This window comes from Protofrankia symbiont of Coriaria ruscifolia (assembly GCF_900634745.1).
Taxonomy (GTDB): Bacteria; Actinomycetota; Actinomycetes; order Frankiales; family Frankiaceae; genus Protofrankia; species Protofrankia californiensis.
Map to the genome: position 1 here is coordinate 21,473 of NZ_CAAAFR010000094.1, position 25,983 is coordinate 47,455.

Genomic DNA, 25,983 nt, shown 5'->3' on the forward strand with positions numbered 1-25,983 from the left:
GTCGACGATGAAAATGACGATGAAAATTCGTCCAGGTCGCGCGCCACTGGGGATATCGGCATTTCTCCGCTTCGCCATCCCCGGCGGTCGAGAGCCCGTAGAAGGCACGCATCCTGTCAATCACCGTCCAGGCTCCCGACCATCTCCGCGGACGCGACCTGTCGCGCTACACAATCACATCGCAGAACGCATGATCATCTGACGGATATGCCAGGTGACGACCCGCCGGTCGTCGGATGCGGCCAAACCGTCCAGCACCGCCTGCAGGGAGGCCACGTCATCCGCGGCCAGCGGCATTGCCGGGTCGCTGCCCCACACCCGCAGGTTGAGCGCGAACAACGCCGCCGCGGTCGGCAGGGCCACCGGCCACTCCCGGACGTCGTTGCGCACGACCTCGCCCACGGGAGATGGATCGAACACGGCAAGAAGCGGGCCGGCTTCCAGGCTCGCGCCACGGGCGGCGACGACGTCATGCGCCAACGCCAGATATCGGATGAGTACCGGTTCGGTAGTCTCGATCCGCTCGGTTTCCTCCAGGAGCAGAACCCCTCCCGGGGCAAGCTGGGTGAGCCAGCTTCTCGCCCTGCCGACGGGATCGGGCAGATGAGCCAGCACCCACCGGGCATAGGCCACATCCGCGTTTTCGAGGGGAAAGGGCGTCCGGGTCAGGTCGTGGACGACGAACTCGAGCTCGGGCGCAACACCACGAGCCGCCTCGACATGCGCGACAGAGGCGTCGATCCCGACCGTGCGCCGCGCCTGCGATGTCTCGGCGAGCATCCGGGTGCTGTGCCCCGGCCCGCAGCCGAGGTCGAGCGCGAGCGGGGGCACCCTGGGCGCCCCCTTCGTGATCAAGGCGCGGGACGGGGTGTCGAAGACCTGCGCGAGCAGGGCGAGGCGTTCGGCGGCAAGGCCCGAATCCCCGAACGCGTAGGCCGGCATCCGGACGAAGGTGGGCTGCACGCTGACCTCGCAACGCAGGCTGTTCGCGATGTAGCACTCCTGATGGGCCTGCTCCACCAGGCGATGGAGCCGCTCGAGCGGGACGTCCCCGGCAACCACGATCCGCGGCCGCAGCAGGATCTGACTCAGGCCCGTCCGAGGCGCGTGGGGCATGACCGCCTCCGCGTCGTCGGAGTAGCCGCGGACGTCTACCCGTGCGCGGGCGGCTACGGCCAGGAAGGACAGGAGCTGACAGGATGACGCCGCGAGCAGGACGAGCTGTTCGGGGTTGGGATGCTCGGGCGAGCCGCGGAAGGCGGGGTCCGCACTGAGCTGGACGCTTGCGGGCGCAGGCGGACATTCGCCACGATGGCCCCGGTCGTACGCCTCGTAGCCGGCGGCTGTCGAACCGTCCCAGTGGCAGCGGGCCCGGTAGCGGTGATGCTCATGTTGATCCACCTAACCTCCCGATGAAGAAAATGCACCGCTGCCCAGCGGGTGTAACCGAAGCAAGCGCTCTGCTATCACTGCTCACGCTGTCGCCCGATCACCGCTTCGGGCTTGGCGCCGCCCAGGTCGTGCGGCTCCTGCGCCAGCCGTGGCCGGTCGCGGCTTCTATCGTCAAAGCGGAATCAGGCGGACGCTGGGGCCGCATAGTCGGGCCATGTCGTCCGGGTCGGATGTGATCAGGACTACCGGTCCTCGCTGGCGCAGCGCCATCTCCGCGACCATGGCATCGATGGCGTACTTGTGCCCGTGCAGGTTCGCGGCCCGCAGCAACGCCGATGCAGCTCGTGCAGCGTCCTTGGTGACGGATTCCACCTGGACACGGGAGAGGATCCAGGTTGTGCGCGCCGCATCTACCTTGGGGTGCGTCGCTTCGATAATGGTCGCAGCGCAGGTCTTGACCCTCCATTCCAGACGCTGCGCCTCGTTCAGGACAGCCATGACCCTTCGCTGCTGTTCGATGAAGCCGGACAATCCCGCGCAGTCGAGGACGAGGGTCCCCGGTGCGGCCGGACGCCTCATGCAGCGTCGTGTCGCTGCGTGACCTCACCAGTGAGCGCTTCATGCGCCCAGGTCCGCTCGTCGTCCGTGAACTCGCTGTGTTCTTCCTGGTAGACACGGATGTCCTCGGCGAGGAGCTCTCGGCGGATACGGTCCTCGATCATCTCCGCGACGAAGCCGGAGAACTCGCGCTTACCGATCATCTCGCGTACGGCGTCAGCGGTCCCCTGGGGGAGGGACAGGCTCAAACGGGTGGAAGGACCTTCGCCCAATGGGTAGCCGTGGGTACTCATACGGAAACTGTAACATTTTCGATGTTACAAAAGCGGCCTCGTCGTCGTCCACGGGCGAGAGAGATTGAGGCGGCGGGTTGGTGTACTTGACCGGGAGCTGGGGGATCTGTTCTGCTCATCATGCCCAGCCGATGCACCGGGCCCAGCCGATGGACATGATGGACGCGGAGGAAGCCGGTGGGAGTCCCCCCTGACATCGACCGGTCGTCCCGCTGCTCCAGAACCCGGCGTCACCCGTCCGGCAGAGGTCCGTCGCAACGCCGCGGCTTTCCACGCTGAACACCGACCACGCCGCCGAGCCGGCATGGGTCACAACCCCACCCGCACGTCAGGGAGAACTCCCATGTCCGGATGGTTTCGCGCTGTCGGGCTGCTGGCCGGCGCCGCGCTCGACGCCGCCCTCGCCGACCCGGCGCGGATGCACCCGGTGGCCGCCTTCGGGACTGTCGCCAACCACACCGAACAGGTGCTGTATCGCGACAGCCGGGCCGCCGGCCTGGCCTACACCTGCGCTCTCGCCGGCGGCACCGTCACCGCAAGCGCCCTGGTGCGATCCGGTGTGACCAGGGTCGGACGCCGGCTCGGCTGCCAGGGCGCCACCTCGGCGGCGCTGACCGCGGCAGCAACGTGGACGGTGCTGGGCGGGACGTCCCTGCGCCGTCATGGCCGCCACCTCGGCAGCGAACTCGTCCGCGGTGACCTGGCCGCGGCCCGCAGCCGCCTGCCGTCGCTGTGCGGTCGGGACCCGGCCGTCCTCGACTGCGCCGGTCTGTCCCGCGCAGGGGTGGAGTCACTTGCCGAGAACACCTCGGACGCGGTCGTCGGGCCGCTGGTGTGGGGGGCCCTCGGCGGTGTACCGGGTCTGCTCGGCTACCGGGCGATCAACACCCTGGATGCGATGGTCGGCTACCGCAGCACCCGGCACGCCCGTTTCGGCTGGGCTTCGGCCCGCCTGGACGATCTTGCGAACCTCCTGCCGTCACGCCTCGCCGGGCTGCTGGCCTGCGTCTGCGCACCGGTCGTGGGCGGCTCGTCCGTCGACGCCTACTGGGTGATGCGCCGCGACGGTCGCAGTCATCCGAGCCCGAACGCCGGTCAGGTGGAGGCGGCGTTCGCCGGAGCGCTCGGGCTGCGGCTCGGCGGGACGCTGCGTTACCACCACGGGGTGGAGCACCGGCCGGTCATGGGGTACGGCCGGCCGGCCGTACCCGCCGACCTGGAGCGGGCCGCGGTCCTCTCCGCCGCGGTCAGCGCCTGTGCGCTGCTCCTGTCAGTCGGTGTCGCCGCGGCCACGGCGACGGCCCGGTCGACGCTGGGGCCGGCATGGACCTCCGCACGTCTGCGCCGGCGGACCCGGCAGGACCGGCGGTGAGCGGGGGAGCGCTGCTGGTCGCCGGGACGACGTCGGACGCGGGCAAGAGCGTGGTCACCGCCGGGCTGTGCCGCTGGCTTGCCCGCGAAGGTGTCCGGGTCGCGCCGTTCAAGGCGCAGAACATGGCGTTGAACTCGGTGGTGACCGCGGACGGCGCGGAGATCGGCCGCGCCCAGGCGATGCAGGCCGCCGCCGCCGGGGTCGAGCCGGAGGCGGCGATGAACCCGGTGCTGCTCAAACCCGGCGGTGACCGGCACAGCCAGCTCGTCGTCCTGGGCCGGCCCGTCGCCGAGGTCGACGCGTTGGGCTACCGTCCGTACAAGGCGCACCTGGCCGGCATCGTCGCGGACTGCCTGGCCGACCTGCGCAGCCGGTTCGATGCGGTGATCTGCGAGGGCGCCGGTTCACCCGCGGAGATCAACCTGCGGGACACCGACATCGCGAACATGGGGTTGGCCCGGGCCGCGAACCTGCCGGTGCTGGTCGTCGGCGACATCGACCGCGGCGGGGTGTTCGCCGCGCTGTTCGGCACCCTCGCGCTGCTGGACGCAAGCGACCAGGCGCTGGTCGCGGGCTGGATCATCAACAAGTTCCGCGGCGACCCCCGGCTGCTGGAACCCGGGCTGCGCCAGCTCGAACAGCTCACCGGCCGTCCGGTGCACGGGGTACTCCCGTGGCGGTCCGGCCTGTGGCTCGATGTCGAGGACTCCCTGGATCTCGCCTCCTATCCGGCATCGGGGCACCCGGCGACCGCCTACCCGGATGCCGACAGCGACGGTGCAGGTAGCGGCATCGGCGGTGGCGGTGGCTGCGACGACACCGGCGACGTCCTGCGGGTGGCGGTGATCCGACTGCCGCGACTGTCCAACATCACTGATATCGACGCGTTACGGGCCGAACCCGGGGTGGTCGTGGGATTCGCGACCCGGCCCGATGACCTCGCCGACGCCGATCTGGTGGTCGTTCCCGGGACGCGGGCGACCGTCGAGGATCTCGCCTGGCTGCGCCGGCGCGGCCTGGACGCCGTCCTGCGTGCTCGGGCCGCGCGGGGCCGGCCGCTGCTGGGGATCTGCGGCGGATACCAGATGCTCGGCCGGCGCATCGACGACCCGGTCGAGTCCGGCGCCGGTGAGGTGGACGGGCTCGGTCTGCTGCCGGTGACCACCGCCTTCGCCCCCGACAAGCTGCTCGGCCGCCGTGCCGGGACGACGTCCGGCGGCCTGGCCGTGACCGGCTACGAGATCCGCCACGGCCGGCTCACCGTCCATGACACTGGGCCGGCCGGGAAGTCAGCTGCGTGGTCAGCCGGGAAGCCAGCCGCCGAGCCGTTCGCCGCGGACGGTGTGCGTGCCGGCGCGGTCGCCGGCACGAGCTGGCACGGCCTGCTGGAGAACGACGAGTTCCGCCGGGAGTTCCTCGTCGATGTGGCGGCCCGCGCCGGACGGTCGTTCATCCCGGCCCGCACCTGCTTCGCCGACGTCCGCCGGCGCCGCCTCGACGCCCTCGGCGACCTGGTCGCGGACCATCTCGACACCGCGGCCATACGCAGGCTGCTCGACGGCGGTCCGCCGGCCGGCCTTCCCTTCGTCCCACCGGGAGCACCGAGATGACATCCGCAGCCCCCGCCGACCCCGAGCGTGTCGCCTGGCACGGCAGAGCCGACAGTCACCACCATGCCGAAGCCGGTGGTGAGCACCAGACCGACTCCGATCATCACGGGGACACCTCGTCCGCCATGCACACCGAGTACATCGTCACCGTCCATCAGGAGCGACCAGACGGACATATGCGATCTGCCGAACTTCAACAAGATCGATCGCGAATCCTGTCACGGCCGCCCCGACCTCGAGTCGGTGGCCCCCTGGTACGCCTCGGCCGCGATCACATGCGAGACCGCCGAAGGCTCCTCCAGGGTTCAGTTCCTACGGTATCGAACCTCCACGGATATGGAGGCATACCTGGACCGTGCCGCGAAATCCGTCAACGGCCTCGGTGACTGCAACCAGGGTCAGGAGATGAACGGCACCTGGCACACCCCTACCAGCGCGGCCCTGGGTCGCAAAGTGTGTATTTTTCTGAAAAGCGGTAAGTTCCAGATCAACTGGGCGTTCAACACGGAGCGCGTCGTGGCGATCCGGGAGGACCAGTCTGCTACGTCCGCGGCTTCCTGGTGGTACAAGAACGCCTGCGCCCTCAACACATGTTGATCGTGCGATACGCGAATCGAGTTCCTCCAGGAGATCGACCTGGGCGACGGCCGGTGAGTTACCTGCTGGACACCAATATCCTGTCCGCGACCAGGAAACACACACGGAACCCCGGCGTGACGGAATGGATCTCCACTGTGCCGGTGGACCGCCTGTACCTGTCCGTACTGGCCATGGGAGAAATCACACACGGCATCACACGTCTGCTCGAACGGGGCAACCATCGGCAGGCAGCCGTTTTCGAAGGCTGGTTGGACGACGTCATCGAAGAATTCGACGAACGGATCCTGCCGGTGACCCTCACCATCGCGCGGACATGGGGAGCGCGCAGCGGAGCACATCCCCCTCCCACGGTTGACGCACTTATCGCGGCCACCGCCAAGGCCCACGATCGGACGCTGGTCACCCGCAACACCAAAGATTTCGACCACACCGGGGTACGTCTGTCGAACCCCTTCACCGGCTGATCCTTTCACCCCATCGGGAGCATCGACGTGACACGCCCTGGCACCGAACCGGTGATCGTCCTGCTGTCCACCGCCGACACCGAGCTGCTGGCGGCCCGGGCCAGCGGGATGCACTGGCGGGTGGCGAATCCGGCCCGGCTCGCCGCCGCGGACGTCCCCGCCCTGGTGCAGGGCGCGGACGCGGTGGTCATCCGGCTGCTCGGGGGAGCCCGGACGTGGCCCGACGGTCTGGACGCGACGCTCGCCGCCGGGCTGCCCACGGTCGTACTCGGCGGGGAAGCGCTACCCGACGCCGAACTGATGCGCCGCGCCACCGTGCCGGCCGGTGTCGCGACCGAGGCGCTCGGCTACCTGGTGGAGGGCGGCACCACCAACCTCGCCGAGCTGTACCGCTTCCTCGCCGACACGCTGCTGCTGACCGGGTTCGGGTTCGCGCCGCCCACGGCGATGCCCGCGGCCGGGGTGCACGACTCGTGGGCGGGTAGCCGGACGGCCAAGACGGACCGTCCGACTGTCGGTGTCGTGTTCTACCGGGCGCACGCGACGTCCGGGAACACCGGGTTCGTGGACGTGCTGTGCGACGCGCTGGACGCGCGCGGGGTCAACGCCAGGCCGGTGTTCGCCACCTCGCTGCGCGGGCTGGACTCCACCCCGGGCGGCGTGCTCCCGCTGCTGGCGGGGGTGGACGCACTGATCGTGACGGTGCTCGCGGCCGGCGGCACCCGGCCGGCTGACGCCTCGGCGGGCGGGGACGACGAGGCGTGGGACGTCAGCGCGCTCGCCGCGCTCGACGTGCCCGTGCTGCAGGGCCTGTGCCTGACGTCGTCCCGGGCGCAGTGGGCGGGCAGCGACGCAGGGCTGTCACCGATGGACGCGGCCATGCAGGTCGCGATCCCCGAGTTCGACGGCCGGATCATCACGGTGCCGTTCTCGTTCAAGGAGTCCGGGCCGGACGGGGTGCCCGTCTACGTGGCCGACCCCGAACGTGCCACCCGCCTCGCCGGGATCGCCGCCCGGCTGGCCCGGCTGCGGCACGTCCCGAACGCCGAGAAGAAGATCGCGCTGGTGCTGTCGTCGTACCCGACCAAGCACGCCCGGGTCGGCAATGCCGTGGGCCTGGACACCCCGGTGTCCGCCGTCCGGCTGCTGGACGCGCTGCGTGCGGCCGGCTACGACCTGGGGGAGGACGGCCCGCAGGGGCAGGCGGTCCCCGCCGACGGGGACACGCTCATCCACACGCTCATCGCCGCTGGCGGGCACGACGTCGAATGGCTGACCGAACAGCAGCTCGCGGCCGCGCCGGCACGGGTGCCGGCAAAGGTGTACCGGCGCTGGTTCGACGCGCTGCCGCAATCCCTGCGCGAGGGTATGGTCCGGCACTGGGGTGATCCGCCCGGCACCCTCTACGTTGACGCCCCCACGGAGGTTCCCGGGAACGTTCCTGGTGGCGGCCGTGGCAGCGGTGGCGGACTGCCGCGGCCCGCTGATGCGCGGGAACCCGCGATCGTGCTGGCCGCATTGCGGTTCGGCAACATCCTGCTCATGATCCAGCCGCCGCGGGGGTTCGGGGAGAACCCGGTGGCGATCTACCACGACCCGGACCTGCCGCCGTCCCACCATTACCTGGCCGCCTACCGCTGGCTGGACGAGGAGTTCGGCGCGGACGCGATCGTGCACCTGGGCAAGCACGGCACCCTGGAGTGGCTGCCCGGCAAGGGACTGGGCCTGTCGGCGGAGTGTGCGCCGGACGCGGTCCTCGGCGATCTGCCGCTGGTCTACCCCTTCCTGGTCAACGACCCCGGGGAGGGTACGCAGGCCAAGCGCCGGGCACACGCGGTCATCGTCGATCATCTGGTGCCGCCGATGGCCCGTGCCGACACCTACGGTGACATGGCCAGGCTGGAACAGCTCCTGGACGAGCACGCCACCCTGGCCGCGCTGGACCCGGCGAAGCTGCCGGCGGTCCGGGCGCAGATCTGGACGCTCATCCAGGCCGCCCAGCTCCATCATGATCTCGGACTGGACGAGCGTCCCGGCGACGACGACTTCGACGACTTCCTGCTGCACGTCGACGGATACCTCTGCGAGGTGAAGGACACCCAGATCCGTGACGGTCTGCACATCCTCGGCGACGCGCCGGCCGGTGAGGCGCGGGTGAACCTGGTACTGGCGATCCTGCGGGCGTCGCAGGTGTGGAGCGGCACGGCGCGGGCGCTACCGGGATTGCGGGCCGCTCTCGGCCACGTCGAGGGCGCCGGCGCCGCGCGCGCGGAAGTCGACGGCTTCGAGGCGACCGCCCGCGCGCTCGTCGCCGGCATGGAGGCCGCCGGCTGGGATCCTGCCGCGGCATCCAGGGTGTGCGCGGACGTTCTACAGTCCGGCGCTCTCCCGTCCGGCACCCTCCAGCCCGGTGCCGGGGAAACCACCGGGAGCGCCACCGGAACAGCCACCAGGAGCGCCACCGAAGGAGCCACCGGGGCGGCTGGCAGCGGGGTCGGCCGTGCCGCCAGCACCGGATACGCCGAGGTCGAGCGGGTGCTCGCGTTCGCCGCGTCCGAGGTGGTGCCTCGCCTGGACCGGACACCGGACGAGATCACCAATGTGCTCCGGGCACTGGCCGGTGGGTTCGTGCCGCCCGGACCGTCGGGCTCGCCCACCCGGGGGCTGGTCAACGTGCTGCCGACCGGGCGGAACTTCTGCTCGGTCGACCCGAAGGCGATCCCGTCCCGGCTGGCCTGGGAGACCGGCCGTGCGCTCGCCGACTCGCTGCTCGCCCGCCACCTCGCCGACACCGGCGCCTACCCGGCCTCGGTGGGCCTGACCGTCTGGGGCACCTCCGCCATGCGCACGCAGGGTGATGACATCGCGGAGGTGCTGGCGCTGCTCGGCTGCCGTCCTACCTGGGACGACGCCTCCCGGCGGGTGACCGGTTTCGAGGTGGTACCCCTGTCGGAGCTGGGCCGGCCCCGGGTGGACGTGGTGGTGCGGATCTCCGGTTTCTTCCGGGACGCCTTCCCCCACGTGATCGCGCTGCTGGACGAGGCGGTGACCACCGTCGCCGCCCTCGACGACGAGGCCGACGCCGACAACCTGCTTGCCGCGCACGTCCGCGCCGACCTCACGCGCGACGGTGCCGCCCACGGTGACCGGCGGCGGGCGACCACCCGGATCTTCGGCTCGAAACCGGGAGCGTACGGTGCCGGGCTGCTGCCCCTGATCGATTCGCGGGAGTGGCGGTCGGACGCGGACCTCGCCGAGGTGTACGCGGTCTGGGGCGGCTACGCCTACGGCCGCGATCTCGACGGCCGGGAGGCGCGCGCCGACATGGAACAGGCGTTCCGCCGCATTCAGGTGGCCGTGAAGAACGCCGACACCCGCGAACACGACCTTGTCGACTCCGACGACTACTTCCAATATCACGGCGGGATGGTCGCGGCGGTACGGGCGCTCACCGGTGCGTCCCCGGCCGCCTACATCGGGGACAGCGCCATACCGGACGCGGTCAGGACGCGCACCTTGCAGGAGGAAACCCACCGGGTGTTCCGTGCCCGGGTGGTGAACCCGCGGTGGATCGCGGCAATGCGCCGCCACGGTTACAAAGGCGCGTTCGAACTGGCCGCGACCGTCGACTATCTGTTCGGTTACGACGCCACCGCCGGTGTCGTCCAGGACTGGATGTACGAGTCGCTGGCCGCGTCCTACGTCTTCGACCCGGAAACCCGCGACTTCATGCAGGCGTCCAACCCGTGGGCGCTACGCGGCATTGCCGAACGTCTGCTGGAGGCCGCCGACCGCGGTCTGTGGGAGAAACCGGACGCCGCCACCATCGACGGCCTCCGCCAGTCATACCTCGACCTCGAAGGCGACCTCGAAGGCGACCTCGAAGGCCCCGACGAGGGCTCTGACGAGCCGCAATAAGCTGCAATAAGCCGCGATAGACGCGTGGACCGGCAGCCAGCCGGCATCGGCCCGGCCCACGCGCTCACCGGCAGAACAACTCGATGGAGTAGCTGACGCTGCGGGCCTGCTCGGAGTAGACCGTCACCGTGAAATAAGATCCGGACGCACCGACGTACGTCCCCCGCACGGTGATGACTTGTACCCCACCCGGTCTCAGATTGCCCTCTCGCGGATCGGTGAACACCTCGGTCGCGCCGGAGCTGAACCGCGTCTTCCAGTGGATCGGCTTGGTCGCGTCCTGGATTTTGAACGGATAATCGATGCCGCTGGCACACGATACTCGGTTGTTCGGGTCGCCGATGCTGCGACCGAGGTAGAACATGGCGTCGGTGTACGACGTGGATGTCGACGGGGTCACTGTCCTGGTAGCGGTCGGCGTTTTCACCGGGGTCCTGGTGGCGGTCGGCGGGGGAGCCTGCGATGATCCGCTCCTACGGTGTCCCTGGTTGTGCTGGTTGCAGCCGACCAACGCGAGCGTGAGTAGCAGCGTGATGGCGGTGAGTCCCCGGACATGAGGACGCAGCCGCCTTTTCCCAGGACCGAACGACCGATGCATGACCTGTCCCTCTGGCGTCACCGGGACCATCACCCCCGATGATCCTCACAGAGAGGATAAAGCGCACAGACAGCGGAGACCGTGCATCTGTAAGAAATGCGTCACCAGCACCCCACGCGTACGGGATGCTGCCGACGGCCGCGCCGAGCTGCGCTGGGAGCGGGGGACTGGCGGGTCGTGGTCCTACCCGGCGGCAGCTGGTCCACGGTCATCGGCCGGACCGCCTCCACCGCCGGCTTTCAGCTGTTCCCCCGGAGGTAGGAGCCCATGGCCTCCCCAGTCTCGCCCAGTCTCGGCCGGCATCTGCTCATAACAGGTGTAGAGGCTGACGACAGCCGGGTCTGCGGGCCGCCCGGGTTGTGGGCGGTCCGCAGACCGCGGTTTTCTGCCCCTGCCGTTCCGGAAGGTCGTCGGCGGGTGCCGGGCCCGTTCACATGTTCAGGCCGTGGAACTCCTGCGGGCGCCCTTGTGGCCGCAACGGGCATGCCGGCGGTCGTTTACCTCTCCGGTGGTTCCGGTGGACGGACGGGGTTTCTCGCCAAGTTCCTACCTGCCGTAGGAGTTATGGCTCCTACTTGCCGTACGACTTGCCGTGCTCGTCGTACGACTTGCCGTAGGACTTGCCGTACGACTTGCCGTAGGACTTGCCGTGCTCGTCGTACGATTTGCCGTAGGACTTACTGTGGTCGTACTTTCCGTAATCAAATTTCTTGTAGTCGTATTTTCCGTTGTCGTGTTTCTTATATCCATATGTTCCGTGATCATGATTCTTGAAGTCGTACTTCACCTGGTCGTACTTGTCGTGATCGTACTTGTTGTCGTACGATTTCTCGATCTGGCTCGTCGACGGGGCTGCCTGGGCGACCGCCGGGGTAAACAGGAAGGCCGCGAGGGCAACGCCTACTGCGGGCAGCAGGTACACGGGCTTTTTCGCGAGCGTCATGCCACTCCCTTTCATGGTTGGCCGGTAAGCCGATGACTACAGCTTGGGCGCCCTGGTCCAGCATTCCCGTTCACCGCGCAGTGGTAAACATTGTCACCTTGACGCGATTTTCTGACGGGGAGTGACAGCACCGGATGCAGTCATGGCCGCCAGGCGTTAACATTGGCGCCCCACCCCACCCCGTCGCAGTTAACGGCTTCGAAGCGCGTCCGGGATCGGCGGCCGTGGCCCTACCAAACCATCAGAGAATGCAATAGCGGGCCGGTGGCCGCCGGGTGCACATTGTCCGGGTGTCCCATCCAGACAGAAAAAGACAGGAAAGATAGGAAGGGGTGGCCTGTTGATCACGTCCGGCGGTTCACGGCTCTCCGCGGGTCGGCGTCCTGATGATCATCTTGTGGCCGTTCGGAAGGCAGCGGTGGCCTGCGTCTGCGCCGGCGCGCCCGCGGTGTGACGCCCGGCTCGCGGGTACCGCGATGGTCGAGCATGAGCGTGAACGGCCGGCCCGGTGCCTGCCCGGCCATCACGCGCTCGACATGGGTGAGAAGATCGTCGAAACGCGGCGCGCGTAGGACCTCGGCGGAGGGCAGGAGCGCCCACCAGCTGTCGCTATCGGTACTTTGACCGAATATGACCACCGGCGGCTCTGCCATGACGACAACATTGCCGGTCGTCCGCGGACGACCGGCGGCAATAGAGTGAACATATGGTTACGGGTAGTTATGTAACCGGACTGCAGCAGCCGGTGCCCGGCCCGCCGCCGTACCGTCTCGCGAGCCTGACGGCGGGTGGGCGTGACGATCGGCAGGCCTGACCAAGGCCGGTCGAGGGGCCGCAGAGACCGACGGTGATCAAAGTCGCTCGGCCGGCGGCAGGGTCCTGCCGTCGGCCGCACCCGGTCCGGCGACTATCCGTACCTCTCCCGGGCGCAGCGTAGCGCCACACTGCGAGCAGGCCGGGACCGCCTCGGCCACATGTCCGCAGGTCTCGTGCACGAGCTCGACGGGCGGGCCGGCGGGGGGCGTGGCCCACCGGTCGCCCCACTGCCGCATCGCGGTCAGCACCTGCCAGAGATCGCGTCCCTTATCGGTGAGCCGGTAGTCGTAACGGACCGGGTGTTCCTGGTAGGGGACGCGGTCGAGGACACCGTGGGCGAGGAGATGGTCGAGCCGCTGGGCGAGGACGTTGCGGGCGATGCCGAGTCGCTGCTGGAAGTCGTCGAAGCGAGAGACCCCGAAAAAGGCGTCCCGGAGGATCAATGGCGTCCACCACTCGCCCACGACCTCCAGGTACTGGGCAATCGAGCAGTTCACATCCTCGAAGCTGACCCGCCGCATGACCGGACGATACAGAGTTGCGTGACGGAACTGAAGAGTTGCATGACAGAACTCAACGTGTCTACCGTGCGTTGCATGACAAGACCTACTGCGGAAACAGATGATCATCCGAGGCTGGCAGATCGCCCGGGGCTCGTGCTGGCGATCGTGTGCGCCGGCGTGGTCCTGCCCAGCCTCGACCTGTTCATCGTCAACGTCGCCCTGCCGCAGATCTCGGGTGACTTCCACGGCGCGAGCCTGAGCAACCTGTCCTGGGTGCTCAACGCCTACGCGATCATCTTTGCCGCCCTGCTCGTCCCGGTCGGACGGCTCGCCGACCGCGCCAGCCGGAAGAGCGGCTTCCTCCTCGGCCTTGCCCTGTTCACCGCCGCCTCCGCATGCTGCGCGGTGTCGAACAGCGTCTGGACGCTCGTCGCCTTCCGTGGCATCCAGGCGGTCGGCGCGGCTGCTGTGGTGCCCACCTCCCTGAGCCTGGTGCTCGCCGCCTACCCGCCCGCCCGCCGCAGCGCGGCAGTGCGCACATGGACCGCGATGGGCGGACTGGCCGCCGCCTTCGGACCGGTTGCCGGAGGTCTGCTGGTCAGCGCCAGCTGGCGATGGGTGTTCCTGGTGAACATCCCCGTCGGGATCGCGGCCCTCGTCGCAGGCGCCCGTATCCTGCCCGACCCGCCGGGGGAACGCGGCCCGCTGCCGGATGCCGCCGGAACGGCCCTGCTCACCATCGGAATCGGAGCGCTGACGTTCGGCCTGGTCAAGAGTGACGACTGGGGCTGGGGTTCCTGGCGGGTCATCGGCCTGCTCGTCGCCACCGCAGCACTCGTCGTGGCATTCCTGGCCCGTTCGGCGCGCCACAGCAGCCCGGTCCTCGAACTCGCCCTGTTGCGCAGCCGTAGCTTTTCGGTGACGTTGGGTAGCGCAACCCTGTTCTCTGCCGCGTTCGGCGCCATGTTGCTGTCGGTCGTGCTGTGGGCGCAGGACGGGTGGGGCTGGTCCGCCCTTAGGACCGGCCTTGCGGTGGCCGTAGGACCGGCCATGGTGCCGCTGCTGTCAGTGGCCGCCGGCCGGCTCATCCCGCGCCTGGGGCCTGGGGCGGTCATCGCCCTCGGCTGCACGGTCTTCTCCGCCGGCGTGCTGTGGTGGGCAATCTCGGTTGGTTCGGAACCCGACTACCTCCGCGACCTGCTCGGCGGCATGCTGCTCACCGGTATCGGTGTCGGGCTGACCCTGCCCACTGTGTTCTCCACCGCTGCCACCTCACTGCCACCCGCGCGATTCGCCACCGGCTCGGCCGTGGTCAGCATGGCCCGCCAGATCGGTATCGCCGTCGGCGTCGCCGTGTTCGTGGCCGTGCTCGGCACCCCGGACGGGCCGCAGTCGCGGCTGCTCGGCTTCCAGCGCGGCTGGTATTTCATCGCCGCGATCTCCCTGGCTGGCGGGCTCCTCGCGCTGGCTCTACCCCGTCCCGGGCGACGGGCCGCCACTGTGGTCGACGACACCGCGGACGCCGCGGCGGTCGACGGCACGGCGTCCGTCAGCGTTGGTTGAACTTCGCCAGCGGCCAAGGTGCGGATGCTTCGTCGGCTGCCTCGTCGGACGTTTCGTCAAAGGCGATCCCGGCGCGTGCGGCCAGGGCGACCGCCTCCAGCCCGGAATGGACCTCGAGCTTGCCGAGCAGGTTCTGAACATGGGTACGCACAGTGTTCGAGGAGAGGAACAACCGCGCGGCGATGGTGTTGCGGTCGAGCCCGTTCACCATGCACTGCAGGATCTGCCGCTCGCGGTAGGTGAGGGTCGAGATCTTCCTCTCCGCGGGGGACGGCTGTGCCGACCGCGCCAGGTCGGTGAGAACGGGCCCCAGCAGCGATGGCGGAAACCAGCTCTCACCGTTGCGGGTACCTCGCACCACGGACATCAGATGGTGCAGACCCAGCCGTTTCGGCACCCACGAGCGCACTCCGGACCGTACCGCGGCGGTGGCCAGACGAGGGTCGTCCATATCGGTCACAACGACTGTCGGTAGCCGGTCGCACAGCCGCCGCAATCGTCTGACGAGCTCGGCCGCATCCTCCCCGAGCAGTTCCACGTCCAGCAGAAGAATGTCCACCTCGCGCATTTCCAGAACCTTGGTGACCGCCTCCGCGCTGTGCACCACGTCCACCACCGTGAAATCATGCTCGGCGCGCATGGCGGCAGCAAGAACACCGCTGAACGCCCGCTGGGAATCGGCGATCAATATTCGACTCGGTTGCATGCTGGATATGTACCGGCCGCGTGCTTTCAGTACACCTCCGATCAGCCCGGGAGCCGGCTGCGCAGAAGGGCCGGCCTCGGCAGGGTCAGCCGTGGAAGAGCTGGCCGCGGAAGGGGGCGGTCAGCAGGAGCGATCCACCAGCCCGACCCTGACCGCCAGCGCGGCGGCCTCCATCCGGCTGTGTACGCCGAGTTTGTTCAGCACGTTCTGGATGTGTGAGCGCGCCGTGTTCACCGTAATACCGAGCTCCGCCGCGAGAATGGCGGTGCTCTGCCCTCGTCCGAGCCGGACGAGCACGTCCCGCTCCCGGTTGGTCAGCAGGTTCTCGACAGTGGCTGACGCACCGGGGTAATGGGGCGCGTGCATGGCCCGCACGGCGACGTTCGCGTCGGTCATGGTCTTTCCATGACCGACGCGTTCCGCAATCGCGATGACCCGTTCGATGTCCTGCGTCTTGGACGCGAATCCACCGACACCGGCCCGGATGGCGGCATTGATCGCCGCGATGTCGGTGGAACCGGTGAGCAGCAGCAGTTTTGTCACCGGTGTCAGGTCGGCCAGGGAACGGATCAGCTCCAGACCACCCCCGTCCAGGAAACCCTGGTCGATCATCCCCAGGTCGGGTCGATGACATCGGATCACGCCCTCGGCGTCGGCGGCGGTGAAAGCCACGGCGCACACCGTCCAGCCCCGTGCGGTCAGCATCGCGGCCATGGCCTCGACGAACATCCGGTGGTCGTCGCAGAGAACCACCCTCACGACGCAACCCGGCGGGTGTCCCGGGGCGGATCGGTCTGCGCCGCCGTCATGCTTCCCCCATACCTTCGCATACCTTCGCTCGACAACGAGGACCGATTGACTCCTACCCGGCCACGGCGACGGTATGCCATATGCACTCCGCGACACATTGAGCGGCATCAAGCGACATTACGTGACGTGCCGGCGGGATTATCGGTGACCGCTGCCGGCGGTGGCCACGCCGGCGCGATGTGCCATAGGTCTGTCAAGCGTGGCGGCGGCATCACCTGAGATCCGGGTAGGTATCGGTCGTACCGACGTATCCAGACGGACCGTGAGCAGTGAGATTCCCGCGGTCTCAAGCAGCTCATTTGTGCTGACTCCACGTACTTTACCGGCCCGCCAGCGTATTGACACCGATGTGGAGGTCAATTCGTTCTTGTTCGGGTTTGGGCGTACCGGGAAGGAACTGCTACGGTGCCTCCGCCCGGGGGGGCGTCGTAGCCACGAGGAAGTAGCGTGCCAAAAAATCATATGTCTGTGCCGATCAGTCTGCGATCCCGGGTTCGGCGCCGATCCGCCGTGTTGATGTCAGCCCTGCTGACACTGCTGACAGGCGCCGGCCTGGAAGCCTGTCAGAATCCGCAGCTGCCGGTGCCTGTCCCACCACCTCCCCCGACCACATCGGTGACGCTCTACTCGCCGACGAGCTCCTGGAACGCCCCTGTCCCGGGGAGCGCGAGCGTCGACGTGAACTCGGCCACGATGCTGCGGACGGTCGTCGCGGCGGCGCAGGCGCAGGGCTTCGTGATCGCAGTCAAGGAGTGGTCGCGGCCGCTGCACTACACCGACTCGACGACGTCACGCCACACCGTCTCACTGACCGCCCCGTGGGCGCCGGCGTCGACGATGTCCGGCGTCCCGATCCCCGCGAACGCCGCGCCCGACCCGGCCGGCGACGGCCACATGGTGGTCATCGACCGTTCGACAGGATGCGAGTACGACTTCTGGCAGGCGGTGCACAACGCCGACGGCAGCTGGTCGGCCTCCTGGGCGAACGCGACCTCCACAACCGGGCCGGGCTGGTACCCCCACGGCCTGTCGGCAACCGGCTCTGGCGCGGCGGGCGCCGCGGGCCTGATCCGGCCCGAGGAGCTCCGGGAAGGCGAGATCAAACACGCCCTGTTCTTCGCCTACCCGGACACGAGGGCCGGCGGTCCTGTCCTGCCGGCCACCGAGGCCGACGGGAGGAACACAGGATCCGGCGCGATCCCCGAGGGCGCGCGCCTGCAGATCGACCCGGGCGTGGACCTGTCGACGCTCGGCCTCAACCCGTACGAAATGATCATTGCCCGTGCGCTCCAGAGATACGGGATGATCCTCGGCGACACGGGCGGGGGAGTCGGTCTTGTCGCACAGAATCCGCTCTCGACCGCGGTGCCCTATCCCTGGGGAGAGCAGACGTATGTCGACCTGCCGCAGAGCCTGCTCGCGCACATGCGTGTGCTGACGCTCGGCCGACCGTACGACAACGCCGGCTACGTCGAGCCGACCGGCTGCGCGACGCTGAGTTAGCGGCTCTTTGCGGATATCTTGATCATCCTGTTCGGCGTCGCGTCCTGCGCGCAGCCCCGACGGCGGGTCCGGATCCGGTTACTTCATACCTTCGGGGGGCAGGTGACAGGGCATGAACCGAGCGAGCCTCATCCGCGACAGTATCGGTTGGGACGTTGCGAACTGGTCGAGGTGCCTGTCGTTCTGGGAAAAACACAGCAGAGTGGACGCAAGAGTGGACGCAGCCGCCCCGAGCGTTCTCGAGATCGGTTTCGGTGGAACGCACGGAGGTCTCTCACTGTGGCTGGCCACAAAGGGATTCCAGGTCGTGTGTTCCGGCCTGGAGGAACCGTCATCGGCTGCCCGGCGTCTGCACGCGGAGTACGGAATCAGTGATGCGATCACGTACGAGAGGATCGACGTGCTGAGTATCCCGTACGTGGCGGCCTTCGACATAGTTGCCTTCAAGTCGCTGCTCCCGGGAATGACCACCAGTGGTGACAGCTGGCCCGTCCCTCAACAAAACGCGATCTCGAACATGCACCGGGCGCTGAAGCCGGGTGGTGAGCTGTGGTTCGCGGAGAACGCTGCGGGGACCAGGATCCACAGCTTCTTCCGCACGCATTTCGGCTGGGGCAGGAAGGGGTGCAGTTACCTTTCGTCCGAGGATGCCGTCGGGTTGTTGTCCGCTTTCGGGACGGTCGACTACACGACGCTGGGGATACTCGGCGGATTCGGGCGGTCCGAACGGCAGCGGCGGGTGCTCGGCGCCGTCGACCAGGCTCTGTGCGAACGGGTCACACCGGAGGGTTGGCGGTACATCATCACCGGCGTCGTCCGCAAGAACGCCGGGAGGTGCCCCCGGGAAGAGCATCCCGAGGAAATCGGTACGCCGAACACGGTATATCATGCGGCGCACTGAGACAGCGGCCGAGGATACCGGGAAAATCAGCGCCGCAACGTCGGTCGACCACCAAAAAACGATCGACCGAAAAACGATCGACGTCGTTATCTCCACATACGACGAGGAACGATATGTCGGCCGTTGCCTGGACGAGGTGCTGGCGCAGGACTATCCGGCGGAACTGGTACGGGTCTGGCTGGTCGACGGCGGTTCACAGGACCGCACCGTCGCGATCGCCTCCGAGCGGGCAACCACCGACAGGCGCCTCACGGTGATTGCTGACGGGCGCCGCCGCAACCTTCCCGAAGCGTTGAACCTCGGCATCAGGAGCTCCTCGAACGAGCTGGTCGCGAAGGTGGACGCGCACGGCTACCCGGAACGCGACTTCCTCAGCCGCGCCGTCGACGTTCTGCGGTGCAGCCCGTCCGATGTCGCCTGCGTGGGCGGCCGCCCGGAACAACACGGCGACACCCGCTTCGGGGAGGCGGTCGCGCTCGCCCGTACATCTCACTTCGGCGTCGGGGGCAGCGTGTATTCCGGCAGGACGGAACACGAGTTCGTCGACACCGTCCAGTGCGGCGTCTACCGGCGCGCGGCGCTCGAGCACGTCGGACTTTTCGACCCCGCAATGGCCTATGGTGAGGACGAGGAGCTGAACTGGCGCCTGCGGCAGGTGGGCTGCCGGCTCCTCCTCGACACCTCGATCAGATTTCACTACATAACACGCCCTTCCTGGCGGGCTGTCTTCCGCCAGTACTACCGATATGGTCGCGCCCGGGTACGTGTGTGCCGGGCACACCACACCATGGTCCGGCCACGGCACCTGGCTCCGGCGTCTTTCCTGCTCGCGTTTGTGGGGCTGGCGGGGGCGTCGATCTTCATACCGAGGGCGCGTCTGGCCCTCGCCGTCGGTGCGCTGGCATACACGGTCGCGGCGTTGATGTCGGCGGTTGCGGCGGTGGGGCGCGCGCACGGAGACGGGCCTGCTCCTGACGTGGTCGTTGCCGGAGGTCGTCCGGACGAATGGTCGGCGATGACTGCTGAAGTCGCGGCCTGCTCCAAAATCGCGGTCTGTTTCGGCGCGCTGCACACAGGCTATGGTCTCGGCACATTGCGGGGGCTCCTGGACCGTTCACGGCAACACGCCTGAAACCCGCCGAGTCCCGAAAAGGGCTCTGAAAGGCTTTGACGAGTCAGGTCAGCCGTTCAGGTCAGCCGTCACCTCGAAGCGTGTTCGCCGCTGCCGCCCGGGATGGCACCAGCCGCGCTGAACAGCGCAGGCCGACGCGCCCGAGTACGAGCGCGTCACGCCACCGCGGGACGAGGTTGACCCGGCCGGTTCCCAATGTCCGCGCGAAGATAATCCCGACCACCATTCCGCCGACCGAGTATGCCAGCACCGAGGCAACCGACGCCCCGACACCTCCGTGCCCGGGAATGAGAACAATGTCGAGCCCCACCGTGACGACGAACGCGGCACCCACCGCCGCGGTCTCCAGCAGCGGTTTTCCCCGCGCGGTCAACGCGTTGCCCAGCAGCTTGAGCGCGACGATACCGAACGCGCCCGCCGTCAGAATGCGCAACTGGACGATCGAACCCTGGAACTCGACACCGAAGACGGTCACGCAGAGAAAAGGTGCGGCAAGGATCAGGGCGACGCCGAGGAGGAGCGTTATCAGGACCGCCGCGCGGAACACGGCCGCCGCCTCGTGGCCGGCGTCGACGCCCCTGGAGCGCACCAGGCCCGGTCGCTGCACAGCGGCCAGTGCCGTCGGCAGGTAGAAGAGTGCTTCGGCCCATGCGACCGCCACACTGTAGACACCCAGCTGGTGGGCGCCTGCGATGGCGCCGACGAGCCACTGGTCGAGTTTGTAGTTGGCGAGCAGCATCGTCTGCCCGGCGTGCGCCTTCATCCCGAAGCCGAGCGACCGCCTCGCCAGGCGCATGTCGGGGCGGCCGAACCCGGCCGAGCGACACGCCACATACCAGGCCATCAGCAATGTGCCCAGTACCTGGCCGCCCATGCATGCGGCGACCGCGGTGCCAACGCTGATCAGACCGAGCACGGCAAGCAGGCCGTTGACGCTGACGTTCACCAGCGGGGCGAGCAGGTATGCCGCGTTCGCGAACCCGAAGGCGTAGTCGGCCTGCACCAGGAACAGCAGGTAGACCTGGAGGATCAGCATCGGGATCGAGGCGAGCACGAGCCAGCGCAGGCCACCCGACGAATGTCCGCCGATACGGGGGAAAATAGCGATCAGGCCGCTTACGGCGCCGGCGGCGATTGTCCCCAGGAGGAGGGCTAGCAGCACCGAGTTGGTTGCCAGTGCTGGTCGCAGCTCGGGCTCGGCCGAGGCGAAGTTGACGTTTGCCTGCTCCACTCCCAACAGGGAGAGCTGGGAGACGACGTACGCGATCACGGTGAGAAAGGCGACGTCGCCTCTGCCCGTGGCGCCCAGCGTCCGCGCGACAATGAGCACGTTGGCCAGCGAGAGGACGGCGACCACAAGCTGCGTGCCCCAAGTCGCGAGCGCGGACGAGACGAAGGTGGGATGCCGAGGGCCGCTGTCGTCACCTGCCCTCGAAGGCGCGACCATCCGAGGAGCCTATATTCGCCGTTCGCCGTTCGCTCACGCGTCCACGCGCCCCTGGTGCTCCCGGCGTTCCGGGCCGGACGGTCCCGTCCCCGTCTCGCTGCGACTGGCCGGCCGCCGGGGAGCCGGGTTATGATCGGGACTGTCTGCTGACTATTCATGACTACTCGTGGCCATGCTTGTCGCCGAGCGCCGATTTGGATGACCGAATATGTACCGCCGTCTGGGCATCTACTCCGACGACGTCTTCTGGCTTGAGGAGACCGTTTGGCTTGAGGAGACCGTTGCCGGGCGGCGGATCTCCTCCGACCAGGCGTTCCTCCTCTTCGCCTGTGCGGTCGGGCAACGCTTTGACGGACTGGTCCTGTTCGGCCGTACGGTCCACGCGGACAGGCCCGCGGATCACGTCCTCTCGCCCAGCGTGGAGCTCGTCGAACTGCCGTACTACGACAGCCTGCGCCGGGTGGGCGAGCTGGTGCGTGCGGCCGCCGGCACCGTTGCCGGGATGTGGCGGGGGCTGGCACGGGTGGACATTGTATGGGTGCTCGGGCCGAACCCGTTCGGAATGGTACTGATCGCGCTCGCGCTCCTGCGGCGCAGGCGGGTCGTACTCGGCGTGCGCCAGGACACGCTCGCGTACTTCCGCAGCCGCCTGCCGAGCAGCCTGTGGGCACCGGCGCTCGTGCCGGTCTGGGGGATGGACAGGCTCTACCACCTGCTGGCGCGGCGGCTGCCGACGACAGTCGTCGGGCAGGAACTCGCCCGTGGTTACGGGCCTCGTCGGTACGGACCAGGTCGGTACGGGTCGCGTGGTCACGGGCAGAGCCGGTCGGCGGTCCTGCCGATGACGGTCACCCTGGTGTCTGCCCGGGATGTCGCCGTGGCCGTGCCACAACGTGACTGGACAGGGCCGGTCGAGCTGCTCGCCGTCGGCCGTATCGACCTGGAGAAGAACCCTCTTCTGCTCGTCGAGGCACTTGCACGGCTGCAGCGGGAGCGGTCGGACCGCTATGTGCTGCAGCTGGTCGGCCGGGGACCGCTCGAGGACGCGGTTCGACGACATGCTCATCGGCTCGGCGTCGACAGACGCATCGTGTTCGGAGGTTACGTCCCCTTCGGCCCGGCTCTCCTCCAGCTCTACCGGCGTGCGCACATCCTTGTGCACGTCTCGCTCACCGAGGGCGTGCCGCAGGTGCTGATCGAGAGCCTCGCCTGCGGCACGCCCGTCGTGGCGACCGACGTCGGCGGCGTGCGCACCGCGCTCGATGCCGGGCGCGCCGGTCTGCTCGTGCCGCCCTCGGACGTCCAGGGGCTGGTGGACGCGGTGAACCGCCTCGTTGACGACGGTGACCTGCGGGACCGTCTGGTTGCCCGCGGTCTTGAAATAGCGCGCGCCGCAACCCTGGAGGCCGAGGCCGACCGGGTCGCCCGCTTCATCGCCGGAGGCGCACAGTGATCCCGGCGGCCGGAACGACTCCGGGAAGCACGACGATGATCCGCAGCGCGATGATCCGCGGTGCGGATTTCCAACCGCCTGCATGCCGTCTGCATGATTCCAACCACCTGCATATGGCGTAGGAGAGTTAGTGCCGGCAGGGGAGCCGGCGGCGGCATGGGCGGACGTACGGTGGTTGTGCGGTTTCCAGGCCCGGTGGCGACCCGGGGAATTGGGTCTTCCGGACCGCCCGGGTCGGCTTTCGGGCCCCGGATCCGGCAGGAGCCTCGGGCACGGAAAGGCCGGCGGCGCGCCACAGGCTGACGTGGAAAGCAGGGGGAAGAAGTGCTCCTTCGTGTGGGCGAGTTTCATGCGGACGAACCAGTCCGGGGCCGCTCGGGCACCGGTTCGTCTACGGCGCTCCATATTCGAGGATTCCTCTCGGCAGCCTGGGGACTTCGGCCTCCCGGACCCGCTGGATCGGCTTCCGGACCTGCTGGATCGGCGAATCAGATCCGGCAGGCTTTCGTCACCATATCGGTTGCAGAACGATCGGTTGCAGAACGCCAGGCCCTGCTCGCGGGATGTCCGTCCGCCGGGACATCTACCAGAACGGGGCTCACTGCCAGGGAAAATCTTGTCGCCGGGACAAAGCTTGTCGCCGAGGCGCTGCTGGCGGCCGCTTTGTTGCTGGTAGCCCTGCCGGCGCTTCTTCTGGTCGCGCTCGCCATCAAGATCGAATCAAGAGGGCCCGTGTGTTATCGAGCCCTGCGGGTGGGTCATCGGGGCGATCCGCTGACCGTCCTGAAATTCAGGAAGATGCGGGCGGGGACGTCGGGACCACCGGTGACAGCGGCCGGCGACGAACGGTTCACGCGTATCGGTGCCTTTCTTGCACGCCGGCGGATCGATGAGATCCCCCAGCTGTGGCACGTCATGCGAGGGCAGATGAGTCTGGTCGGCCCAAGGCCCGAGGACCCCCGGTTCGTGGCCCTGTACCAGGACGCATACCAGGAAATCCTGACGGTTCGTCCTGGTTTGTCGGGGTGGACGCAGCTCATCTTCCGAGACGAGAGCAAACTGATCGGCGACGGGGACCCGGTGCATCGTTATGTCGACGACCTGCTCCCGGAGAAGGTGCGACTCGACCGCCTGTACGCCGGTAACCGCCGACTCACCACCGACTTCAAGCTGCTGCTGTGGACGCCGCTTGTGATGTTCTGCCGCTTCGACGTCGAATACGACGGGCAAAAAAAGCAGTTCCGACTGGTTCGGCATTCTTCGGTCCGGCGTCCCCCCGCACGGCCTTCTCCGGTACCGCGGACGTCCGCGGTACCCACGGAACGGCGACAAGATCGTGGATGTTGCCGAGCACCGCCGAACTTCTCGTCGGCGCCGGATGTCATGTCACGCCATGCCCCGCGAACCGGGTGGACTTCCACTGGGGCCGAAAACCGGGGGGCCGAAAATTGGGAATACCGATGAGCGGCTTGTCGAACATCAGGGCGGTTATCCTTGCCGGGGGGCTCGGCACCAGGCTGCGCCCGTACACGACAATCATCCCCAAACCGCTCGTGCCCGTTGGTGAACGTCCGATCCTGCAGCACATAATCGACCGGCTGCGAGCTGTCGGGGTGACCAGGGTCGACCTCTGCGTGAACTATCTGGGGGGACTCATCGCCGCCTATTTCTCTCAGACCCGGATCGAACCGGGACTGCAGCTTCACTGGCACTGGGAGGAAAGGCCACTGGGCACGGCCGGGGCGTTGAAGGCGGTCCCCGATCTCGACCAGACGTTCATCGCCATGAACGGCGACGTGCTGACCGGCCTCGACTACCGCGAGCTGGTCGACTTCCACTTCGAGGCCGGCGCCGCCCTGACCATCGCCACCCACAAGAATCCCGTCAACATCGATCTCGGCGTTCTCGAGACCGTCGGCAGCTATGTCAGCTCCTACCGTGAGAAACCAACGCTGCACTATGACGTGAGTATGGGCGTCTACATCTACGAGCCGCGTGCGCTGAAATACCTGCCGGGCGGTGAATGCCAGTTCCCGGAGCTGGTCCAACGCCTGCTCGCGGCCGGCGAGAAGGTGGCGGCATATCCCAGTGACGCCCCCTGGTACGACATCGGTACTCCCCAGGAATATGAGCGGGCGGTGCAGGACGTAGCGCTGCTCACCGAACTGTGACGTTCCTGACGAAAACCTTGGTCAAGAATCTTGTCAGGAACCTTATCGAGGACCTTCCCCAAGGAGTCTGCCGACAATGATGGACTGGGCCGTGCCGTTGTCACAGCTTGTGATCGAGGATGACGACCTCCGGGCGGTGACCGACACCTATCGGTCGGGATGGCTCAGCATGGGGCCGCGGACCCAGGAGTTCGAAGACCTCTTCTCGCGTTTCGTGGGCACGGAGCACGCGGTCGCGGTCACAAACGGGACCGCGGCGCTTCACCTGATGTGCCTCGCGGTCGGACTGACCGCCGGTGATGAGGTGATTGTTCCGTCACTGACATTCGTGGCGACCGTCAACGCCGTCCGCTACACGGGCGCGACACCGGTCTTCGCCGACATCGCCGGACTCGTGCGGCCATGGATGTCCGCGCCGGCCTGCGAACAGATGATTACAAGCCGGACGAAAGCCGTCATGTACGTCGGCTACGGTGGGCACGCCGGCGAGATCGGAGCGTTGCGCGACCTGTGTGATCGCCGCGGCCTCATTCTTCTCGAGGACGCGGCACATGCCGCCGGATCGTGGTGGCACGGTCGCCATCTCGGCACCTTCGGCGCTGCCGGTGCCTTCAGCATGTTTTCGAACAAGAACCTGGCGGTCGGTGAGGGTGGTGTCGTGGTGACCGCGGACAAGACGGTTGCATCCCGCGTGCGGCTGCTGCGTTCTCACGGCATGACCACGCTCACCTGGGATCGCCACCGGGGCCGCGCACGCAATTACGACGTCGTCGCCCTCGGCTACAACTACCGCATAGACGAGCCACGGGCCACACTGGCTTCCTGTCGGCTGGGACGCCTGGCGGAGGAGAACCATCGGCGGGCGCAGCTTGACGCACGATACCGGGAGGCGCTGGGAGATCTCGACGTCGTGATTCCGCTCCCTCCCGTGGAAGGACTTGTCTCCGCGCATCATCTGTTCACCGTCGTCCTGCCCGAGGACGTCGACCGGGACGCTTTTCGCGAACAGCTGTCCGACCGGGGAATCCAGACGAGCGTTCACTATCCACCGGTCCACCGGACAGCCGTCTATGCAGCCTCGCAGGAGCTGCCGATAACGGACCAGTACGCAACGCGAACGGTCACGCTTCCCATGTTCTCCCGCATGCGGGACGAACAGCAGGAGCACGTGGTGAGTGCGACGGGAAAGGCACTCGCCAGGACAAGATGTCTGTGACGAGACGTCTGTGA

23 protein-coding genes are annotated in these 25,983 nt (G+C 67.9%); 13 read left to right on the forward strand and 10 right to left on the reverse strand.

The window, feature by feature from the left end; all coding sequences use genetic code 11:
• Positions 1-174: 174 nt before the first annotated feature.
• The 3 genes from CV1CTNOD_RS12245 to CV1CTNOD_RS12255 form a co-directional block, all read right to left on the reverse strand.
• Complete coding sequence (locus CV1CTNOD_RS12245; RefSeq protein ID WP_131786239.1) at positions 175-1,401, reverse strand: methyltransferase domain-containing protein; 1,227 nt, start codon at positions 1,399-1,401, stop codon at positions 175-177.
• 162 nt (positions 1,402-1,563) lie between these two features.
• Entirely contained in the window at positions 1,564-1,890 is a 327-nt protein-coding gene (locus CV1CTNOD_RS12250; protein WP_207386385.1) for a PIN domain-containing protein, read from the reverse strand.
• 77 nt (positions 1,891-1,967) lie between these two features.
• Positions 1,968-2,198 carry a hypothetical protein gene (locus CV1CTNOD_RS12255; protein WP_131766899.1) on the reverse strand — a complete coding sequence of 77 codons (231 nt, stop codon included), beginning with the start codon at positions 2,196-2,198 and terminating at the stop codon, positions 1,968-1,970.
• 388 nt (positions 2,199-2,586) lie between these two features.
• Between CV1CTNOD_RS12255 and CV1CTNOD_RS12260 the strand changes: the two genes are divergently transcribed.
• The 5 genes from CV1CTNOD_RS12260 (at position 2,587) to cobN (ending at position 10,207) form a co-directional block, all read left to right on the forward strand.
• Entirely contained in the window at positions 2,587-3,615 is a 1,029-nt protein-coding gene (locus CV1CTNOD_RS12260; protein ID WP_131786242.1) for a cobalamin biosynthesis protein, read from the forward strand.
• Entirely contained in the window at positions 3,567-5,225 is a 1,659-nt protein-coding gene (locus tag CV1CTNOD_RS12265; protein ID WP_165485465.1) for a cobyric acid synthase, read from the forward strand. The genes CV1CTNOD_RS12260 and CV1CTNOD_RS12265 overlap by 49 nt, the downstream gene beginning before the upstream one ends.
• 336 nt (positions 5,226-5,561) lie before the next feature.
• Complete coding sequence (locus tag CV1CTNOD_RS12270) at positions 5,562-5,822, forward strand: hypothetical protein (protein ID WP_131786244.1); 261 nt, start codon at positions 5,562-5,564, stop codon at positions 5,820-5,822.
• 53 nt (positions 5,823-5,875) lie between these two features.
• Positions 5,876-6,289, forward strand: coding sequence for a type II toxin-antitoxin system VapC family toxin (locus tag CV1CTNOD_RS12275; protein WP_131786245.1), 414 nt, complete (start codon positions 5,876-5,878; stop codon positions 6,287-6,289).
• Between the two features lie 108 nt (positions 6,290-6,397).
• Entirely contained in the window at positions 6,398-10,207 is a 3,810-nt protein-coding gene (gene cobN / locus CV1CTNOD_RS12280; RefSeq protein ID WP_347402927.1) for a cobaltochelatase subunit CobN, read from the forward strand.
• A 64-nt stretch (positions 10,208-10,271) separates the two neighbouring features.
• Here the strand turns inward: cobN and CV1CTNOD_RS12285 are convergent, their stop codons facing one another.
• The 4 genes from CV1CTNOD_RS12285 to CV1CTNOD_RS12300 all read right to left on the reverse strand — a co-directional run bounded on the left by CV1CTNOD_RS12285 (position 10,272) and on the right by CV1CTNOD_RS12300 (position 13,085).
• A complete protein-coding gene (locus CV1CTNOD_RS12285) occupies positions 10,272-10,805 on the reverse strand; it encodes a hypothetical protein (protein ID WP_131786247.1) in 534 nt (177 codons plus the stop codon).
• Positions 10,806-11,376: 571 nt separating this feature from the next.
• Positions 11,377-11,748, reverse strand: coding sequence for a hypothetical protein (locus CV1CTNOD_RS12290; protein WP_131786248.1), 372 nt, complete (start codon positions 11,746-11,748; stop codon positions 11,377-11,379).
• Between the two features lie 344 nt (positions 11,749-12,092).
• Positions 12,093-12,401 (reverse strand): hypothetical protein, encoded by a 309-nt coding sequence (locus CV1CTNOD_RS12295; RefSeq protein ID WP_131786249.1) that lies wholly within the window; start codon positions 12,399-12,401, stop codon positions 12,093-12,095.
• Positions 12,402-12,599: 198 nt separating this feature from the next.
• Positions 12,600-13,085 carry a winged helix-turn-helix transcriptional regulator gene (locus CV1CTNOD_RS12300; RefSeq protein ID WP_131786250.1) on the reverse strand — a complete coding sequence of 162 codons (486 nt, stop codon included), beginning with the start codon at positions 13,083-13,085 and terminating at the stop codon, positions 12,600-12,602.
• A gap of 75 nt (positions 13,086-13,160) precedes the next feature.
• Here CV1CTNOD_RS12300 and CV1CTNOD_RS12305 point away from each other — a divergent pair, with 75 nt between their 5' ends.
• Positions 13,161-14,630: an MFS transporter gene (locus CV1CTNOD_RS12305; protein ID WP_131786251.1), complete on the forward strand. Its 1,470-nt coding sequence runs from the start codon at positions 13,161-13,163 to the stop codon at positions 14,628-14,630.
• Here the strand turns inward: CV1CTNOD_RS12305 and CV1CTNOD_RS12310 are convergent.
• Both CV1CTNOD_RS12310 and CV1CTNOD_RS12315 read right to left on the reverse strand, forming a co-directional pair.
• Positions 14,617-15,318: a response regulator transcription factor gene (locus CV1CTNOD_RS12310; protein ID WP_165485466.1), complete on the reverse strand. Its 702-nt coding sequence runs from the start codon at positions 15,316-15,318 to the stop codon at positions 14,617-14,619. The two genes, CV1CTNOD_RS12305 and CV1CTNOD_RS12310, sit on opposite strands and share 14 nt — an antisense overlap.
• 138 nt (positions 15,319-15,456) lie before the next feature.
• The gene (locus tag CV1CTNOD_RS12315) at positions 15,457-16,095 is read right to left on the reverse strand and encodes a response regulator transcription factor (protein WP_165485467.1); all 639 of its coding nucleotides are present in this window, start codon (positions 16,093-16,095) and stop codon (positions 15,457-15,459) included.
• Positions 16,096-16,656: 561 nt separating this feature from the next.
• Between CV1CTNOD_RS12315 and CV1CTNOD_RS12320 the strand changes: the two genes are divergently transcribed.
• The 3 genes from CV1CTNOD_RS12320 to CV1CTNOD_RS12325 all read left to right on the forward strand — a co-directional run bounded on the left by CV1CTNOD_RS12320 (position 16,657) and on the right by CV1CTNOD_RS12325 (position 19,682).
• Positions 16,657-17,649, forward strand: coding sequence for a hypothetical protein (locus CV1CTNOD_RS12320; protein ID WP_131786254.1), 993 nt, complete (start codon positions 16,657-16,659; stop codon positions 17,647-17,649).
• 112 nt (positions 17,650-17,761) lie between these two features.
• Complete coding sequence (locus CV1CTNOD_RS24690; RefSeq protein ID WP_165485468.1) at positions 17,762-18,550, forward strand: class I SAM-dependent methyltransferase; 789 nt, start codon at positions 17,762-17,764, stop codon at positions 18,548-18,550.
• Entirely contained in the window at positions 18,537-19,682 is a 1,146-nt protein-coding gene (locus tag CV1CTNOD_RS12325) for a glycosyltransferase family 2 protein (protein ID WP_165485469.1), read from the forward strand. The genes CV1CTNOD_RS24690 and CV1CTNOD_RS12325 overlap by 14 nt, the downstream gene beginning before the upstream one ends.
• 61 nt (positions 19,683-19,743) lie before the next feature.
• On the opposite strand, the gene CV1CTNOD_RS12330 is transcribed toward CV1CTNOD_RS12325, so the two are convergent.
• Positions 19,744-21,129: an oligosaccharide flippase family protein gene (locus tag CV1CTNOD_RS12330; RefSeq protein WP_131786256.1), complete on the reverse strand. Its 1,386-nt coding sequence runs from the start codon at positions 21,127-21,129 to the stop codon at positions 19,744-19,746.
• A gap of 208 nt (positions 21,130-21,337) precedes the next feature.
• Here CV1CTNOD_RS12330 and CV1CTNOD_RS12335 point away from each other — a divergent pair, with 208 nt between their 5' ends.
• The 4 genes from CV1CTNOD_RS12335 to CV1CTNOD_RS12350 all read left to right on the forward strand — a co-directional run bounded on the left by CV1CTNOD_RS12335 (position 21,338) and on the right by CV1CTNOD_RS12350 (position 25,969).
• The gene (locus tag CV1CTNOD_RS12335; RefSeq protein WP_131786257.1) at positions 21,338-22,582 is read left to right on the forward strand and encodes a glycosyltransferase; all 1,245 of its coding nucleotides are present in this window, start codon (positions 21,338-21,340) and stop codon (positions 22,580-22,582) included.
• Between the two features lie 336 nt (positions 22,583-22,918).
• Positions 22,919-24,046: a sugar transferase gene (locus CV1CTNOD_RS12340; RefSeq protein WP_242606626.1), complete on the forward strand. Its 1,128-nt coding sequence runs from the start codon at positions 22,919-22,921 to the stop codon at positions 24,044-24,046.
• On the forward strand, positions 24,043-24,753 hold the full coding sequence (locus CV1CTNOD_RS12345; RefSeq protein ID WP_131786259.1) for a nucleotidyltransferase family protein: 711 nt from the start codon (positions 24,043-24,045) through the stop codon (positions 24,751-24,753). Before CV1CTNOD_RS12340 ends, CV1CTNOD_RS12345 begins: the two co-directional genes overlap by 4 nt.
• A 76-nt stretch (positions 24,754-24,829) precedes the next feature.
• The gene (locus tag CV1CTNOD_RS12350) at positions 24,830-25,969 is read left to right on the forward strand and encodes a DegT/DnrJ/EryC1/StrS family aminotransferase (protein WP_131786260.1); all 1,140 of its coding nucleotides are present in this window, start codon (positions 24,830-24,832) and stop codon (positions 25,967-25,969) included.
• The last annotated feature ends 14 nt before the right edge of the window (positions 25,970-25,983 follow it).

Coding starts and splice junctions, on each gene's coding strand:
- CV1CTNOD_RS12335 (WP_131786257.1), top strand. CDS start 21,338: ATGTACCGCCGTCTGGGCATCTACTCCGACGACGTCTTCTGGCTTGAG.
- CV1CTNOD_RS12305 (WP_131786251.1), top strand. CDS start 13,161: ATGACAAGACCTACTGCGGAAACAGATGATCATCCGAGGCTGGCAGAT.
- CV1CTNOD_RS12330 (WP_131786256.1), bottom strand. CDS start 21,129: ATGGTCGCGCCTTCGAGGGCAGGTGACGACAGCGGCCCTCGGCATCCC.
- CV1CTNOD_RS12295 (WP_131786249.1), bottom strand. CDS start 12,401: ATGGCAGAGCCGCCGGTGGTCATATTCGGTCAAAGTACCGATAGCGAC.
- CV1CTNOD_RS12300 (WP_131786250.1), bottom strand. CDS start 13,085: ATGCGGCGGGTCAGCTTCGAGGATGTGAACTGCTCGATTGCCCAGTAC.
- CV1CTNOD_RS24690 (WP_165485468.1), top strand. CDS start 17,762: ATGAACCGAGCGAGCCTCATCCGCGACAGTATCGGTTGGGACGTTGCG.
- CV1CTNOD_RS12350 (WP_131786260.1), top strand. CDS start 24,830: ATGATGGACTGGGCCGTGCCGTTGTCACAGCTTGTGATCGAGGATGAC.
- CV1CTNOD_RS12250 (WP_207386385.1), bottom strand. CDS start 1,890: ATGGCTGTCCTGAACGAGGCGCAGCGTCTGGAATGGAGGGTCAAGACC.
- cobN (WP_347402927.1), top strand. CDS start 6,398: ATGCACTGGCGGGTGGCGAATCCGGCCCGGCTCGCCGCCGCGGACGTC.
- CV1CTNOD_RS12260 (WP_131786242.1), top strand. CDS start 2,587: ATGTCCGGATGGTTTCGCGCTGTCGGGCTGCTGGCCGGCGCCGCGCTC.
- CV1CTNOD_RS12325 (WP_165485469.1), top strand. CDS start 18,537: ATGCGGCGCACTGAGACAGCGGCCGAGGATACCGGGAAAATCAGCGCC.
- CV1CTNOD_RS12270 (WP_131786244.1), top strand. CDS start 5,562: ATGGAGGCATACCTGGACCGTGCCGCGAAATCCGTCAACGGCCTCGGT.
- CV1CTNOD_RS12345 (WP_131786259.1), top strand. CDS start 24,043: ATGAGCGGCTTGTCGAACATCAGGGCGGTTATCCTTGCCGGGGGGCTC.
- CV1CTNOD_RS12285 (WP_131786247.1), bottom strand. CDS start 10,805: ATGCATCGGTCGTTCGGTCCTGGGAAAAGGCGGCTGCGTCCTCATGTC.
- CV1CTNOD_RS12290 (WP_131786248.1), bottom strand. CDS start 11,748: ATGACGCTCGCGAAAAAGCCCGTGTACCTGCTGCCCGCAGTAGGCGTT.
- CV1CTNOD_RS12265 (WP_165485465.1), top strand. CDS start 3,567: ATGGACCTCCGCACGTCTGCGCCGGCGGACCCGGCAGGACCGGCGGTG.